The 15,583-nt window shown below is 66.8% G+C and carries 12 protein-coding genes and 1 tRNA gene; 10 read left to right on the forward strand and 3 right to left on the reverse strand.

Annotated elements, in window-relative coordinates:
* Nucleotides 1–2: 2 nt before the first annotated feature.
* The 10 genes from ACFPU0_RS15645 (at nt 3) to ACFPU0_RS15690 (ending at nt 13,613) form a co-directional block, all read left to right on the forward strand.
* A complete protein-coding gene (locus ACFPU0_RS15645; RefSeq protein WP_377694040.1) occupies nt 3–2,804 on the forward strand; it encodes a PAS domain-containing sensor histidine kinase in 2,802 nt (933 codons plus the stop codon).
* A 352-nt stretch (nt 2,805–3,156) separates the two neighbouring features.
* Nucleotides 3,157–6,231: a formate dehydrogenase-N subunit alpha gene (fdnG, locus tag ACFPU0_RS15650; protein ID WP_377694042.1), complete on the forward strand. Its 3,075-nt coding sequence runs from the start codon at nt 3,157–3,159 to the stop codon at nt 6,229–6,231.
* Between the two features lie 11 nt (nt 6,232–6,242).
* The gene (fdxH, locus tag ACFPU0_RS15655; protein WP_377694044.1) at nt 6,243–7,148 is read left to right on the forward strand and encodes a formate dehydrogenase subunit beta; all 906 of its coding nucleotides are present in this window, start codon (nt 6,243–6,245) and stop codon (nt 7,146–7,148) included.
* Between the two features lie 78 nt (nt 7,149–7,226).
* Nucleotides 7,227–7,856: a formate dehydrogenase subunit gamma gene (locus ACFPU0_RS15660; RefSeq protein ID WP_377694045.1), complete on the forward strand. Its 630-nt coding sequence runs from the start codon at nt 7,227–7,229 to the stop codon at nt 7,854–7,856.
* Between the two features lie 169 nt (nt 7,857–8,025).
* Nucleotides 8,026–8,955 (forward strand): formate dehydrogenase accessory protein FdhE, encoded by a 930-nt coding sequence (gene fdhE / locus ACFPU0_RS15665; RefSeq protein ID WP_377694046.1) that lies wholly within the window; start codon nt 8,026–8,028, stop codon nt 8,953–8,955.
* Nucleotides 8,956–9,004: 49 nt separating this feature from the next.
* Nucleotides 9,005–10,411, forward strand: coding sequence for an L-seryl-tRNA(Sec) selenium transferase (selA, locus tag ACFPU0_RS15670; RefSeq protein ID WP_377694048.1), 1,407 nt, complete (start codon nt 9,005–9,007; stop codon nt 10,409–10,411).
* Complete coding sequence (selB, locus tag ACFPU0_RS15675) at nt 10,408–12,327, forward strand: selenocysteine-specific translation elongation factor (RefSeq protein WP_377694050.1); 1,920 nt, start codon at nt 10,408–10,410, stop codon at nt 12,325–12,327. Before selA ends, selB begins: the two co-directional genes overlap by 4 nt.
* A gap of 11 nt (nt 12,328–12,338) precedes the next feature.
* Nucleotides 12,339–12,434: transfer RNA gene (locus ACFPU0_RS15680), tRNA-Sec, on the forward strand.
* Between the two features lie 257 nt (nt 12,435–12,691).
* A complete protein-coding gene (locus tag ACFPU0_RS15685; protein ID WP_377694052.1) occupies nt 12,692–12,976 on the forward strand; it encodes a hypothetical protein in 285 nt (94 codons plus the stop codon).
* Nucleotides 12,977–13,160: 184 nt separating this feature from the next.
* A complete protein-coding gene (locus ACFPU0_RS15690) occupies nt 13,161–13,613 on the forward strand; it encodes a hypothetical protein (RefSeq protein ID WP_377694054.1) in 453 nt (150 codons plus the stop codon).
* Between the two features lie 251 nt (nt 13,614–13,864).
* Here ACFPU0_RS15690 and ACFPU0_RS15695 read toward each other — a convergent pair whose 3' ends face one another.
* From ACFPU0_RS15695 to ACFPU0_RS15705, 3 genes are all read right to left on the reverse strand, one after another.
* Nucleotides 13,865–14,332, reverse strand: a complete 468-nt coding sequence (locus ACFPU0_RS15695; protein WP_377694056.1) for an aminoacyl-tRNA deacylase — start codon at nt 14,330–14,332, stop codon at nt 13,865–13,867.
* A 175-nt stretch (nt 14,333–14,507) separates the two neighbouring features.
* Nucleotides 14,508–15,005, reverse strand: a complete 498-nt coding sequence (locus tag ACFPU0_RS15700) for a GNAT family N-acetyltransferase (protein ID WP_377694057.1) — start codon at nt 15,003–15,005, stop codon at nt 14,508–14,510.
* An 8-nt stretch (nt 15,006–15,013) separates the two neighbouring features.
* Nucleotides 15,014–15,571, reverse strand: coding sequence for a DUF4136 domain-containing protein (locus ACFPU0_RS15705; RefSeq protein ID WP_377694059.1), 558 nt, complete (start codon nt 15,569–15,571; stop codon nt 15,014–15,016).
* Nucleotides 15,572–15,583 lie beyond the last annotated feature (12 nt).

Below are 15,583 nucleotides of genomic sequence, written 5' to 3' on the forward strand. Positions count from 1 at the left end.
CCGTGAGGCTGGGCATTGGCAGCGTCGCCGAAACGCCGGGGCCGTCGAGCCAGGCCTTGCTCCAGGCCGCCCGCAATACTCCGTCCAGCCTGTTGCTGGCCCTGGACCCGCAGGGCCGGGTGCTGGGGGTGGCCGGTGCCCTCGGCATGCGCCTGGGGCGTTCGGCCAATGGCCAGGCGCAGCCCCTTTCCGGTTTCCTCAGTGCCAACTGCGCGGCCCTGTTGCAGGGGCCGCCGGGACAGTGGCCCGGGGACTGCCTGGACCTGGATTTCATCGGCAAGGACGGCCACCTGCTGCACACCCGCGGCTGGCTGTCCGCCACCGATGATGGCTGGTTGCTGCAGGCGCTGGATATCGGCGACCTGGTCCGCCGGGAGGAGCTTGCCGATCAGCGCCGACAGGCCCTGCTGAACGCCGGGCAGATGGCCGAACGGCTGCGCTTCGCCAGCCCGGCCATGCTGCCCCAGGTGGTCCGGGAGCAGTTGGAGGGGCTGGCCCTGCACTGGCGGGTACCCTGCATGGCCCTGGCGCTGTGCATGCCCGGCGGGCAGGGTTGGCAGGTGTATGCCCATCGCCGTGACCAGGGGGGCCCCGGTCTCTGGCAGGAGGGCCAGCGCCTCGGCCAGGAACTGGCGGCGCTGCAAGGACGAGTACCGCAGCGCTGGAGCTGGTCGCAACTGTCGCAGCACCCGCGGCTGTTCGCCCTGCTGGGTGACGGCCCGGCCTTCCTGGTGCCTTACCTGGAGGCCGGCGGCGTGGCCGCCTGGCTGTGCTGCGCGCCTTACGAGCCTGACCACCGTGCCGGCCCGGGCGATGCGGAGTGGCTGCAGATCTGTGCCCAGCTCGCCGGTGCCCTGCTGGCTCGCCTGCGGGAGCAGAGCCAGCGTCACGAGGGCGGCCGCCTGGACGCCTTGCAGGGGCTGTTGGGCGCGGGCTGGTGGGAATACCTGCCGGTATCGCGGGAGGTCCTGCTGGCCCCCGGGCTGGCGCAGGCCTGGCGGGTCGGCGAGCAGGGCCGGCTGCCGCTGGAGGACTGGCTGGCGGCAGTGCACCCGGCCGATCGCGATGAGTTCCGCGCGCGCCTGCGCGCCGCCGAGCTGAACGGCCAGGGCTTCACCCAGTGCCTGCGCCTGTGCATTCCCGGCACGCTCGGGGAATCGCCCTGGTATCGCGTGCAGACCCAGGTGCAGGGCACTGCGGCGCAGCCCCGGGTGCTCGGCTTCCTGCTCGACATCAGCGACATCAAGGCGCAGGAGGCCAGCGCGGCGGCGGCCCACGCCCGCCTGCGCAACCTCATCGCCAGTGCCCCGGCGGTGATCTACGTGCTGCGCTACGAGGATGGCGCCCTGTTGCCGGAATTCTGCAGCGAGAGCCTGGGGCCGATGCTCGGCTGGTCTCTGGCGGAGTTGCAGCAGGGTGGCCTGGCCGAACGGGTCCATCCCGAGGATCACGACCTGTTCTTCGGCCGCACCCGCACGCTGCTGCGCGAGGGCCAGGCCAGCTGTCGCTACCGCCTGCGCGACAGTGGGGGGCAATACCACTGGCTGCTGGATGAGGTGCGCCTGCTGCGCAATGAACTGGGCCAGCCCCAGGAGGCGGTGGGGCTCTGGCTGGACGTCAGCGAAGCCACCCGCGCCGCCGAACGGGTACGCGAAAGCGAAGAGCGCTACCGCATCCTGGTGGAAGATTCGCCGGCGATGATCTGCCGCTACACCCCGGACCTGGTGCTGCGCTTCGCCAACCGGCCGTTGGCGGATTACCTGGAATGCCCGCCCCAGGCGCTGGAAGGTGCCAACCTCGGCGCCTGGCTTTCCGACGAGCAGCGTCAGGCCTTCCATGAGCGTTTGATCGGCCTGACTCCGGAGCAGCCGGTGAGCACCGCGGAAATCTGCCTGCAGTTACCGGGCCGTGAGCACGCCTGGTGGATCTGGGCTGACCGTGGCGTGTTCGACGAGCACGGTCGGCTGCTGGAAGTGCAGGCGGTGGGGCGCGACAACACCGAGGTGCGCAAGGCCCAGCAGCAGCTGTACCAGGGCGCCAAGATGGCCACCCTGGGCGAGATGGCCACAGGCCTGGCCCATGAAATGAACCAGCCACTGAACGTGATGCGCATGGCCGTGGCCAACGTACTCAAACGCCTGGCCGGCGACGAGGTGCAGGTGGACTATCTGCGCGACAAGCTGCTGCGCATCGAGGCGCAGGTGCAGCGGGCCGCTCGCATCGTCGACCACATGCGCGTGTTCGGCCGGCGTTCGGAGGTGGAGCAGCAGGTGTTCGATCCACGCCAGGCGGTGGAGGGCGCGCTCTCGCTGCTGGCCGACGGCCTGCGTGGCAAGGGCATCGACGTGCGCCTGGCCCTGGGAGGGCAGGCCTTCGCCGTGCGCGGTTTCGCCGACCAGCTGGAGCAGGTCCTGATCAACCTGATGGTAAATGCCCGTGACGCCCTGCTGGGCAAGAAGGAAGCCGAGCCGGACTTCATGCCGATTATCAACCTCTGTCTCGAAACCGGCGGAGCAGGGGTGGAATTACGGGTAGAGGACAACGGCGGCGGCATAGATCCGCGCCTTCTGGAGAAGATCTTCGAGCCCTTCTTCACCACCAAGCCGGTAGGCAAGGGCACGGGGCTGGGGCTGTCGGTCAGCTATGCCATCGTGCAGCAGATGGGGGGGCGCCTCGCCGCCGAAAATGGCGCGCAAGGCGCTTGCTTCCGCATTGCCCTGCCGCTGCTGAGTCCAGCGGAGCAGGGCACCCTCCCAGCGATCGGGGCGGCTGCCGCGCCAACGCTGGTTGAGCAGAGCCACTAGCCGATGCTGTTGCGGACGTCCTTCGCCATGGGCAGATCCTGCTTCAGAGCGCGACGACATTGTCGTTGCCGCTGGATCACCTGACGAAGCGTCCTCGAGGATTGGGGGAATTTCGTTGTGTGATATGGCTCAGACACCTGTAGCCCAATTCATTCGACGCGGGCTGAACGGTTGCCCGCCTGCAGGCCGGCGGGCAAACCTGCAGTTGAAGTCGCCCCAGCAGGAAAAATCCCACAGGGAACTGCCTTTGCCGGCCCCTTCTGGCATTACCCCCGAAGCTGGCTAACCTTTTAAGGGATATGTGCCCGGCAATGTACCGGGTCGGGTCTGCCTGATGAGGTGGGAAAGCACGATGGACATGAACCGTCGACAATTCTTCAAGGTCTGTGCCGTGGGCCTTGGAGGGTCAAGCCTGGCGGCTCTGGGGGTGGCACCCCCGGAAGCCTTCGCCGACCAGGTCCGGCACTTCAAGCTGGCGCGCACCAACGAGACGCGCAATACCTGTCCCTACTGCTCGGTCGGCTGCGGCCTGATCATGTACAGCCAGGGCGATGCGGCGAAGAACGTCGCGCAGAACATCATTCACATCGAGGGCGACGCCGACCACCCGGTCAACCGCGGGACCCTCTGCCCGAAAGGCGCGGGCCTGCTGGACTTCGTCCATAGCCCCAACCGCCTCAAGTACCCCGAGGTGCGCGAGCCCGGTTCCAACGAGTGGAAACGCATCGAGTGGGATGACGCCCTCGACCGCATCGCCAAGCTGATGAAGGCCGACCGCGATGCCAACTTCATCGCGAAGAACGCCCAGGGCCAGACGGTCAACCGCTGGCTCAGCACCGGCTTCCTCGCGGCGTCGGCATCGTCCAACGAGGCCGGCTACATCACCCACAAGGTGGTGCGCTCCCTTGGCATGCTGGGGTTCGATAACCAGGCACGTGTCTGACATGGCCCGACGGTGGCAGGTCTTGCCCCGACGTTTGGCCGTGGCGCCATGACCAACCACTGGGTCGACATCAAGAATGCCGACCTGGTGCTGATCATGGGCGGCAACGCTGCCGAAGCGCACCCCTGCGGCTTCAAGTGGGTCACCGAAGCCAAGGCCCACAACAAGGCCCGGCTGATCGTGGTCGATCCGCGCTTCACCCGTTCGGCCGCAGTGGCGGACTACTACGCGCCGATCCGTACCGGCACCGACATCGCCTTCCTCGGCGGGCTGATCAACTACCTGATCAGCCACGACAAGATCCAGCATGAGTACGTGCGCAACTACACCGACGCGCCCTTCATCGTGAATGAAGGCTACAGCTTCAAGGACGGCCTGTTCAGCGGCTACGACGAAGCCAAGCGCGCCTACCCCGACAAGTCCACCTGGAGCTATGCCAAGGGCGAGGACGGCTACGTGCTGTCCGACCCGACCATGCAGGACCCGCGCTGCGTGTTCCAGCTGATGAAGCAGCACTACAGCCGCTACACGACGGATCTGGTCAGCAGCATCTGCGGCACGCCCAAGGAACTGCTCGAGCAGGTCTGGAGCCTGGCCGCCGGGACCTCCGCTCCCGACAAGGTCATGACCATCATGTATGCCCTGGGCTGGACCCAGCACTCGGTGGGCTCGCAGATGATCCGCACCGGCGCGATGGTGCAACTGCTGCTGGGCAACATCGGCATGCCCGGTGGTGGTATGAACGCCCTGCGTGGCCACTCCAACATCCAGGGCCTGACCGACCTGGGGCTGCTCTCCAACCTGCTGCCGGGCTACCTGACCCTGCCGGCGGACGCCGAGCAGGATTACGCCGCCTACATCGACAAGCGGGCGAGCAAACCGGTGCGGCCGGGGCAGATGTCCTACTGGCAGAACTACGGCAAGTTCCACGTCAGCCTGATGAAGTCCTGGTTCGGCAAGTCCGCCACCGCGGAGAACAACTGGTGCTACGACTGGCTGCCGAAGCTGGATAACTCCGGCTATGACGTGCTCAAGGTCTTCGACATGATGTACGAGGGCAAGGTCAACGGTTACTTCTGCCAGGGCTTCAACCCCATCGGCTCCTTCCCCAACAAGGCCAAGGTCAGCGCAAGCCTGGCCAAGCTGAAGTTCCTGGTGATCATGGACCCGCTGGCCACCGACACCTCGGAGTTCTGGCGCAACGCCGGCGAGTACAACGACGTCGATACCGCCAGCATCCAGACCACGGTGTTCCGCCTGCCCACCACCTGCTTCGCCGAGGAGGACGGCTCCCTGGTCAACAGCGGGCGGGTGCTGCAGTGGCACTGGAAGGGCGCCGAACCGCCAGGCCAGGCGCGTACCGACATCGCCATCATGGGTGGCCTGTTCCATCGCCTGCGCAATCTCTACGCGAAGGAGGGCGGTGCCTTCCCGGACCCGATCCTGGGCCTGGACTGGAGCTACCTGCGTCCCCATGAACCTGGCCCCGACGAGCTGGCCCGCGAGTTCAACGGCAAGGCCCTGGCGGACCTCACCGACCCGGCCACCGGTGCGGTACTGGTCAAGGCCGGCGAGCAGATTCCCGGCTTCGGCGTGCTGCGTGACGACGGCAGTACCGCCAGCGGCTGCTGGATCTTCGCCGGCTCCTGGACCGCCGCCGGCAACCAGATGGCCCGTCGCGACAACTCCGATCCCTATGGCATGGGCCAGACCCTTGGCTGGGCATGGGCCTGGCCGGCGAACCGGCGCATCCTCTACAACCGCGCCTCGGCCGACCCCTCGGGCAAGCCCTGGGACCCGGAGAAGAAACGCCTGCTGTGGTGGAATGGAAAGGCCTGGGCCGGCACCGACGTGCCCGACTACAAGGTCGACTCGGCACCCGAAGCGGGCCTCAGCCCCTTCATCATGAACCCCGAGGGCGTGGCGCGTTTCTTCGCCCTCGACAAGATGGCCGAAGGCCCCTTCCCCGAGCACTACGAGCCCTTCGAGACCCCCATCGGGCGCAACCCGCTGCATCCGGAGAGCCCGAAGGTCACCAGCAACCCTGCGGCACGGGTGTTCAAGGGCGACCTGGAAGCGTTCGGCAAGGCGGAGGACTTCCCCATCGCGGCCACCACCTACCGGTTGACCGAGCACTTCCACTTCTGGACCAAGCACTGCCGGCTGGCGGCGATCACCCAGCCCGAGCAGTTCGTCGAGATCAGCGAGGTCCTGGCCAAGGAACTGGGCATCGCTGCCGGCGAACGGGTCAAGGTCACCTCCAACCGCGGCTTCATCAAGGCCGTGGCGCTGGTGACCAAGCGCCTGCGACCGCTGACCGTGGACGGCAAGACCGTGCACCAGATCGGCATCCCGCTGCACTGGGGCTTCTCCGGCGTGGCCCGCAACGGCTACCTGACCAACACGCTTACCCCCTTCGTCGGCGATGGCAACACGCAGACACCGGAGTTCAAGTCGTTCCTGGTCAAGGTGGAAAAGGCATGAGGAGCTGAGCCATGGCATCACAAGACATCATCGCCCGCTCGGCCACGACGACACCCTTCCCCTCGGTGCGCGAGATGGATGAGGTGGCGAAGCTCATCGACGTGTCCAAGTGCATCGGCTGCAAGGCCTGCCAGGTGGCCTGCTCGGAGTGGAACGACCTGCGTGACGAGGTCGGCCAGAACCGCGGCACCTACGACAACCCGGCGGACCTCACGGCCGACTCCTGGACCCTCATGCGCTTCACCGAGTACGAACCGGAGCCGGGCAAGCTGGAATGGCTGATCCGCAAGGACGGCTGCATGCACTGCGACGATCCGGGCTGCCTGGCGGCCTGCCCGAGCCCCGGCGCCATCGTGAAATATGCCAACGGCATCGTCGACTTCAACCAGGACAAGTGCATCGGCTGCGGCTACTGCATCACCGGTTGCCCCTTCAATATCCCGCGCATCTCGCAGAAGGACCACAAGGCCTACAAGTGCACCCTCTGCTCGGACCGGGTTTCGGTGGGACTCGAGCCGGCCTGCGTGAAGACCTGCCCCACCGGCGCCATTGTCTTCGGCACCAAGGAAGACATGAAGGAGCACGCCGCCGAGCGGATCGTCGACCTCAAGTCCCGTGGTTTCGAGCATGCCGGTCTCTACGACCCACCGGGCGTTGGCGGGACCCACGTCATGTACGTGCTGCACCACGCCGACAAGCCCTCGCTCTACGCCGGCCTGCCGGACGATCCGGCCATCAGCCCCATGGTCAGCCTGTGGAAGGGCGTGACCAAGCCGCTGGGCCTTCTGGCCATGGGCGTGGTGGCGCTGTTCGGCTTCTTCCACTACGTGCGGGTCGGCCCGAACAAGGTGGAAGAGGATGAACCGCCCAAGGGCGATTCGAAGGTGCCGAAATTCGACCCGAAGTCGCCGAGCTGATTGCGGTACAAGACCACCCCCTCTCCCTTGAGGGAGAGGGCCGGGGAGAGGGAACCTCGCCCCGACCAGGAGCTGGACATGAACAAAGACATCGAACGCTACACCCCTTCCGAGCGCAGCAACCACTGGGCGGTGGCCATCCTCTTCATCCTGGCGGGGCTTTCCGGCCTGGCGCTGTTCCACCCGGCCCTGTTCTGGCTGAGCAGCTTCTTCGGCGGCGGCCCCTGGACGCGCATCCTGCATCCCTTCCTCGGCGTCGCCATGTTCCTCTTCTTCATCTGGCTGGCCATGCGCTTCGCCCAGCACAACCGCTGGGAGAAGACCGACAGCCAATGGCTGAAGCAGTGGAAGGACGTGGTGAACAACCGCGAGGACAAGCTGCCGGAAGTGGGCCGCTACAACGCCGGGCAAAAGCTGCTGTTCTGGGTCCTGCTGCTGTGCATGCTGGTGCTGCTGGCCACCGGCGTGGTGATCTGGCGGCAGTACTTCAGCCACCTGTTCGGCATCGAACTCATCCGCCTCGCCTCCCTGCTGCACGCCTTCGCCGCCTGGGTGCTGATTCTCAGCATCATCGTCCACATCTACGCCGGCATCTGGGTCAGGGGCTCCGGCAGCGCCATGCTTCACGGCTGGGTCAGCAAGGCCTGGGCGCGCAAGCACCATGGCGCCTGGTACAAGGAAGTGAGCAAAGGGGAGGGCAAGCGCTAAGCCCAATGACCCACTGGAAGAAAGGGGCGGACCTTTACCTGTAGGGGCGAATTCATTCGCCAAGCAGTCCGTAGGACTGCCTGACCCCATCGGGGGCAGCTACGCTCCCCTTGGCGAATGAATTCGCCCCTACACCCGTTAACACATCCTTCAACGCAAGGAGCCCTGCGTGCCAGGCCGCATACTCGAACCCGGCGAGATCGAAGCCGCCGCCAACATCCCGCCCTTCCTCAACCTGCCTGGTCGCGACCTTTTCACGGTGCGTGCCTTGCGCCTGCGCCGGCTTGCCGAAGGCCATCCGCTGGCTGGCTACCTGCAGCTGGTCGCCGACCTCTGTGACGCTCAGCAACAGGTGCTCGACAACCCTCCGCAACTGCCCGGCCCGGCCGCCGAAGCCCTGGCCCGCAGCCGCGAGCACGGCATGCCGCCGATCGCCTTCGAAGCCCTGGTGCGCGCCGATGGTTGGCTCGCCGCCCTCGATGCGCTGCTCGCGCATTTCGACACGTCTGCCAATCCTGCCGTCGCTGCAGCCGTGCAGGCGCTGAAAGCCGCCGACACCGGCCAGCGCAAGACCTGGGGTGTGGCCCTGCTCAGTGGACAGTTCGACCTGCTGCCCCCGGCCCTGGTGCCTTTCATCGGCGCCGGGCTGCAAGTCGCCTTCAGCCACTGGCTGCTGGCGCTTCCGGACGGTGCAGTGGCGGAGAACGATGCCAAGGTGCTCTGCCCGGCCTGCGGTTCGCCGCCGGTGGCCGGCATGGTCCGCCATCGCGGCAAGCACAATGGCCTGCGCTATCTCGCCTGCTCCCTGTGCTCCTGCGAATGGCACTACGTGCGCCTGAAGTGCAGCCACTGCCAGGAGAGCAAGCACCTGGCCTACCTGTCCCTGGATCGGCAGGGGATGAAGAGCGAGCAGGCTCCGATCCGCGCCGAGACCTGTCCCAACTGCCAGGGCTACCTCAAGCAGTGCTACCTGGAGTTCGACGCCGAGGCCGAAGCCCAGGCCGATGACCTCGCCAGCCTCGAACTGGACCTGCGTCTCAGTGAAGAGGGTTACCTGCGTCGCGCGCCCAACCTGCTGCTGGCTCCTGGCGGGGAATAAGCACCTAGACTTAACCAAGGACTCGAACGCTCTGCGCTAAGGAATGCCCATGTCGGCCGCTCGTTTACCCTCAGTCGACCGCTTGCTGCGCAGCCCGGCCTGCGCCCCCCTGCAACAGCGCTTCGGTCGCGAGGCCCTGCTCAAGACCCTGCGCGACCTACTCGATGAATTGCGCGAACCCGCGCGCCAGGGCCAGCTGGCGGCCGCCGAACTGACCGAGGCCGTACTCGCCGGCCGTGCTGGCGAACGCCTCGCCGCCGCCCACTCCAGCCGTGTGCGCCGCGTGTTCAACCTCACCGGCACCGTGCTGCATACCAACCTCGGCCGAGCCTTGCTGCCGATCGAGGCCATCGACGCCATCACCCTCGCCGCGCGCTACCCGCTCAACCTGGAATTCGACCTTGCCAGCGGCAAGCGCGGCGACCGCGACGACCTCATCACCGGGTTGGTCCGCGAGCTCACCGGCGCCGAAGCGGTCACCGTGGTCAACAACAACGCCGCCGCCGTGCTGCTGGCGCTGAACAGCCTGGGCGCGCGCAAGGAAGGGGTCATCTCCCGGGGCGAGCTGATCGAGATCGGCGGCGCCTTCCGCATCCCGGACATCATGGCCCGCGCCGGCGTGAAGCTGGTGGAAGTGGGTACCACCAACCGCACCCACGCGAGGGATTACCAAGCCGCCATCGGTCCGCGCACGGGACTGCTGATGCGCGTGCACACCAGCAACTACAGCGTGCAGGGCTTCACCGCCAGCGTGCCCACGGCGGAGCTGGCGGCCATCGCCCATGCCCGGGGCTTGCCGCTGCTGGAAGACCTCGGCAGCGGCACCCTGGTGGACCTCACCCGCTGGGGCCTGCCCAGGGAACCCACCGTGCAGGAGGCCCTGCGTGACGGCGCCGATATCGTCACCTTCAGCGGCGACAAACTGCTGGGCGGCCCCCAGGCCGGGCTGATCGTCGGCAGCAGGGAGCTGGTCGGGCGGATCAAGAAGAACCCCCTCAAGCGCGCCCTGCGCGTGGACAAGCTGACCCTCGCCGCCCTCGAAGCCGTGCTCGGCCTCTACCGCGACCCCGAGCGCCTCGCCGAGCGCCTCACCACCCTGCGCCTGCTCAGTCGTGCCCAGTCCGACATCCGCGCCCAGGCCGAGCGTCTGGCCCCGCTGCTGGCCGCGCAATTGGGCCCGCTCTGGCAGGTGAGCACGGTGCCGGCCCTGGGCATGATCGGCAGCGGCGCCCAGCCCGTGGCGCGCCTGCCCAGCGCTGCGCTGTGCCTGCGCCCGCAACAGCCCAAGCGCCTGCGAGGTCGCACCCTGCGCCAACTGGAAGAAAACCTGCGCACCCTGCCCATCCCGGTGATCGGCCGCCTCGACGACGACGCCCTCTGGCTCGACCTGCGCCAGCTCGACGACGAGCCGGCCTTCCTCGCCCAGCTGCCGCAGCTCTCGGGAGAGATCGAGTGATAGTCGGTACCGCAGGCCATATCGACCATGGCAAGACCGCCCTCCTGAAGGCCCTCACCGGCCTGGAGGGCGACCGCCGTCCGGCCGAGCGCGAACGGGGCATCACCATCGACCTCGGCTACCTGCATGCCGACCTGGGCAATGGCCGGCCCATCGCTTTCATCGATGTGCCCGGCCATGAACGCTTCGTCCACAACATGCTGGCCGGCGCCTGCGGGATCGACCTGCTGTTGCTGGTGGTGGCCGCCGACGACGGCGTGATGCCGCAGACCCGCGAACACCTTGCCATCGCCGAACTGCTGGGCATTCGCCGCGCCCTGGTGGCCCTGAGCAAACTCGACCGGGTGGACGCGAAACGCCTCCAACAGGCCCGCGCCGAAGTCAGCGCATTGCTGGCGTCCGGTCCATTGGCCGGCGCCGAACTCTTTCCCGTGGATAGCTTGAGCGGCAAGGGCATCGATGCCTTGCGCCAGGCCCTGCTGGCGGAGTCTGTCCAGGTGGATCGACGCAACATCGAGGGGCACTTCCGCCTGCCCATCGACCGGGCCTTCAGCGTGTCCGGCGCGGGCGTGGTGGTCACCGGCACCACGTTCGCCGGGCGGGTGAAGGTCGGCGACGAACTGGTCCTCAGCCCCTCGGGCCGCCGGGTGCGCGTGCGTGGCCTGCATGCCGGCAATCAGCAGGCCGACGAGGCGCAGGCGGGGCAACGGGTGGCCCTGAACATCAGTGGCGAGCGCTTGGCCCTGGAGCACCTGCACCGGGGCGACTGGCTGCTGGCCCCGGCCCTGCTGGCGCCCACCATGCGCCTGGATATCGACCTGCGCCTGCTGCCCGGCGAGGCCCACGACCTTGCCCACTGGACCCCGGTGCACGTTCACCTCGGCGCCCAGGATGTCACCGGCCGCGTGGCCCTGCTGCAAGGCAACAGCCTGGCCCCCGGCAAGCGCGGATTCGCCCAGCTGCTGCTGAATGCCCCCGCCCACGCGGTGCACGGCGACCGCCTGGTCCTGCGCGACCAGTCCGCCCAGCGCACCCTTGGTGGAGGCAGAGTGCTCGACCCCTTCGCCCCCGCGCGCAACCGCCGCACGCCGGAGCGTCTGAACCAGCTCGAAGCCCTGCGTGGCAATGGCCTCGAAGCCGCCCTGCCAGGCCTGCTCGGTTCCGCCGACAATGGCCTTGACCCGAAACTGCTGGAGCGCCAGTTCAACCATCCGCGCGCGGGCTGGACATTGCCCGCCGGGGTCGTGGACATCGCCACCCGAATCGGCCCGCGCCTGTTCGCCCGGGAGTGCTGGCAGGCCATGGAACAGCAGCTGCTGGACGGCCTCGCTCGCTTCCACGCCGAACTTCCCGACGAACTCGGCCCCGACCGCGACCGTCTGCGCCGCTACGCCCTGCCGGAGCTGGAAAGGCCGGTGTTCATCGCCCTGCTGGAACAGACCCTGGCCAGCGCGACCATCCAGTCCAGCGGCCCCTGGCTGCACCTGCCCGATCATCGTGTGCAACTGAGCGAAACCGACGAAGCCCTGCGCGAACGCCTCTGGCCGCTCCTGGAAACCGGTCACTTCGACCCGCCCTGGGTACGCGAACTGGCCGGCGAACTGATGGTGGACGAGGGCGCCATGCGCCTGCTGGAAAGAAAACTTGCCCGCCTCGGCCTGCTGCACCAGGTGGTGAAAGACCTCTTCTACCCGGATGCGACCATCCGCCAACTGGCTGCCCTGGCCCGGCAACTGCAAGATGAGCACGGCACCATCAGGGCCGCCGCCTGGCGTGACCGCACCGGTATCGGCCGTAAACGCAGCATCCAGCTGCTGGAATACTTCGACCGCATCGGCTTCACCCGCCGCATCGGTGACCAACACAAAATCAGGGAAGACTCCGCGCTGGCCCAGGCGCGCGAATCCCTATCCTGATCACGAGTCATGGAAGGCAAGCACGCCCGGTGGCGTGGCCGGGCTTCAAACCCGGTGGGGGACGGCAGCCGTTCCTGGGTGGGTTCGACTCCCACTGCCTTCCGCCATCAATCTCCCTGCCTCCTGCAGGAGGCCCGGGCAGGCGCCTCGGGTTTGCGGCCATTCCCAGCGCCCGCTGAGCCCCGGCTGCTTTCAGCCATGGGTTTCGACAGACGGTCGGCGCAAATGAACCCAGGGCCCTTGCGGCTCGCATGGGCGCTCAGCACTATGCGCAGCAGTTCTTTCGGCAGCTGTTTGAACGCCGCATCAGAAAAAGCGCCTCCGAGAAGGTGCAATTACGCGCAAGCGACCATTTGGAGCTGATATGACCATCCGATTCGCACTGGGGAGCGCGCTGGTACTCATGGCAAGCGTGACCTTCGCCGCCACGCCGGCCAAGTCCAAGCAGGACAGTGACAACTACTACCTGAACTGGCAGGAGCGTAACGGCGCAATCGCCCTGGACACCGTGTGCAGCAAGAACGAGAAAGGCTCTTCGCAGTTCCGCAATTGCCAGAAGCACGCCCAGGTCATCTTCCGTAACTCCTGCACCCAGTCGAAAGATCCGGCCAGCAAGTGGTGCGTGGCGCAGAACCACTACAAGCCCTGAGCCGGTATCGGCGGCGGAGGAAGGCTCGAACTTCCTCCCGCCAGCGCCGACTCCGGATGCCCCGGATCACGGGGCTTTCGTACCGCCTTGACCGCTGGTAGAGAGACGACTGCCATCGCTGATCTCGCGCTTATAGTGGGGAAGTGGCCATTGCAACGGCGCTTCTCGACGCGGGAGGCCAGTGATGAACGCAGCAAGATGCCTGGCATTGATCATGGCCGCTGTCGGCCTTTGTGCCTGTGCGAGCCCGGCGGGTGACTCCACGAAAGAGAGCGTCGAGGTCAGGTTGAAGGCCACGCCGAAGAATGCCGGACGAATCGCTCAGGCAACCCTGGTGCCGCGAGGCGATGAGACGAGCATTTCGCTGGTCATCGGCGGGGTACCTTCCTACACGACCAGGCCCGTCCGTCTATACACCTTCATCTACCCGGGAACCTGCGCGAATCGGGGCGACTCGCCCGCCTATTCGCTGAACCGGACGGTGATCACCGAGCGCCACTTCCGGGGCGATGTCTGGCGGATGTCGAAGTCCGCGCCGGTTTCTCTCTCGACCCTGCGCTCGGGCGACTATTGCCTCGTGCTACGAACGACTCCCCCGGACGGCAACTACGATATTTTCTGTGGCGACATCCGCTAGGTGGATGGCCGAAAGGGGCCTTCTCACTGTGCAGCCCTGCGCGCTGCACAGTGATTGAAATGAGTCGGGAATTCCCCGTGCCACGAGTGGGGGATTCCATGTCAATCGGCCGTAGGGTGGAAATCCCTTTGGGGATTTCCACCATCGGTATGTTGCACTGCCTCGCCGGTGGATAGAAAAGCGCTCTCCACCCTACCCGGCTTGCCCCTGTACGAATGATTTCGCTCCCGCAAGTGGGGAGTACAGGGACGCTATTCGCAGAACTTTCCGCTTTTCGCTTCGGGCATCAGTGCCATGTATTGCTTGCCGCTCATATGCACCAGCTCGTCGTGGCGGCCGGATTCGAAGTAGATGTCGGACTGTTCGCTGAGGGACTGGTCGATCAGCGTGTCGAGGCCGAAGAGGTTGCCCACGGCGGGGATGGCGCCGATGTCGCAGTCGGCGAAGCGTTTGCCGAAGTCCTGTTCGCGTACCAGGCGCCAGTGGCGGTGGGTGAGTTTGTGGACCTTTTCCAGGTCGACGTGGCGCGAGGCGGGGACGACGGCCATCAGCCAGTGGCCCTGGAAGTCGTCGAGGATCACCGGCTTGGCCATCTGTTGCGGCGGTACGCCGGCGCGGCGGGCGGCTTCGCGGGTGGTCATGGCTGCGGTGTGGTTGAGCACGTCGAAGCGGGTCTTGTGCTGCGCGAGGCAGCTTTGCAGTTGGGTGATCATGGTCATGGGACACCTCCTGCCAGGCGCCGGCTTGTCGCTCCCGGTAAGCCGGCGGTGCCGGCACACAAGGAGGAGCATCCCGCTCCCCACCCGGCACCGAGACGTGTCGGTGCCTTGTGCATAAGTTTAGTGAGAGAGCGAGGGGCCGGGCCGGAAGGCGCCGACCGGTTCAGGGTGCGCTTCAATCCGTGAGGGGCTTGTCCAGCTGCACCAGGGCGACGCGGCGACCGTCCTGGGCCTGGCGTTCGACCACGGCGCGGGGCTGGTAGCCGAGGCGGGCGTAGAGCAGCAGGCCGCCGGCGTTGGCGTTGAAGCAGGAAACCTTCATCACCTTGGCCTTGTACTGCTCGCGGGCCTGGCGCTCCATCGCCTCGATCAGGTAGCGGGCCACGCCCTGGCCGCGTGCCCAGGGCGCCACCATCATGTTGCCGAGGGCGCAGAACTCGCCGTGCTGCCACTGGTAGAAGTTGGCGAAGCCGGCGACCTTGCCATCCAGCAGGGCGATGGTGCTGCCCCGGCGTTCGGCCATGGCCGCGGCGAGTTGGCCGACGGTGAGCGGCCAACTGGCCTTGGGGTAGGCGAAGAAGAGTTCGTCCGCATCCTGGGGGAAGCGGACGATGTCGTGGAGGTCTTCGGCGCTGGCGGGGCGGTGTTGCAGCTGGGCATGGGCAGCGGGCATTGGGGGTCTCAGCGTGGCGGGTATTGGGCGATCACCTTGGCGACCGTATCGCGGATGGCGGCTTCTCGCTCGGCGGGGCTCGGTGGCGCGCTCTGCATGATCTGCTCGGCACTGCCGCGCCAGACCAGTTTGCCATCCTTGCCGTCGTACATGTCCACCTGGATGGTGGCCACCTTGTAGTTGTAGGTGCGGGTTTCGGTGTAGGCCGGGCCACCCCAGTAACCGCCCCAATAGCCACCCCAGTAGCCGCCGTAGTTGTAGCTGGTCTGCTGCTGGCGTTCGTCGACTATCAGCCAGGACTGGACGTTGAGGTCGGCCTTGCCGCTGGCGGCCGGGCGCAGGCCGCGCTGGTCGAGCTGCTGGCCGACGGCGTCGCGGATGCGTTGTTCGGTGAGATCGCTCTTGATGCGCGGATCGTCGGGGCTGTACTGCAGGGCGGGTTCCTTCCAGCTCCAGCTGCGGTAGGCGGCGAAGTCGCGGGTGCGATCGTAATCGCGGTTGACGTTGTAGTTCTGGCAGGCGGCCAGGAGCAGGGCAGTGGTCAGGAGTAGCGTACGGCGGATCATGATCGGATCTCC

It is taken from the genome of Pseudomonas sp. GCM10022186, from assembly GCF_042656385.1.
Taxonomy (GTDB): domain Bacteria; phylum Pseudomonadota; class Gammaproteobacteria; order Pseudomonadales; family Pseudomonadaceae; genus Metapseudomonas.

Bases quoted from the DNA above. Each gene is read 5' to 3' on its own strand.
- fdxH (WP_377694044.1), top strand. From the start codon at position 6,243: ATGGCATCACAAGACATCATCGCCCGCTCGGCCACGACGACACCCTTC.
- ACFPU0_RS15660 (WP_377694045.1), top strand. From the start codon at position 7,227: ATGAACAAAGACATCGAACGCTACACCCCTTCCGAGCGCAGCAACCAC.
- selA (WP_377694048.1), top strand. From the start codon at position 9,005: ATGTCGGCCGCTCGTTTACCCTCAGTCGACCGCTTGCTGCGCAGCCCG.
- ACFPU0_RS15685 (WP_377694052.1), top strand. From the start codon at position 12,692: ATGACCATCCGATTCGCACTGGGGAGCGCGCTGGTACTCATGGCAAGC.
- ACFPU0_RS15690 (WP_377694054.1), top strand. From the start codon at position 13,161: ATGAACGCAGCAAGATGCCTGGCATTGATCATGGCCGCTGTCGGCCTT.
- ACFPU0_RS15695 (WP_377694056.1), bottom strand. From the start codon at position 14,332: ATGACCATGATCACCCAACTGCAAAGCTGCCTCGCGCAGCACAAGACC.
- ACFPU0_RS15700 (WP_377694057.1), bottom strand. From the start codon at position 15,005: ATGCCCGCTGCCCATGCCCAGCTGCAACACCGCCCCGCCAGCGCCGAA.
- ACFPU0_RS15705 (WP_377694059.1), bottom strand. From the start codon at position 15,571: ATGATCCGCCGTACGCTACTCCTGACCACTGCCCTGCTCCTGGCCGCC.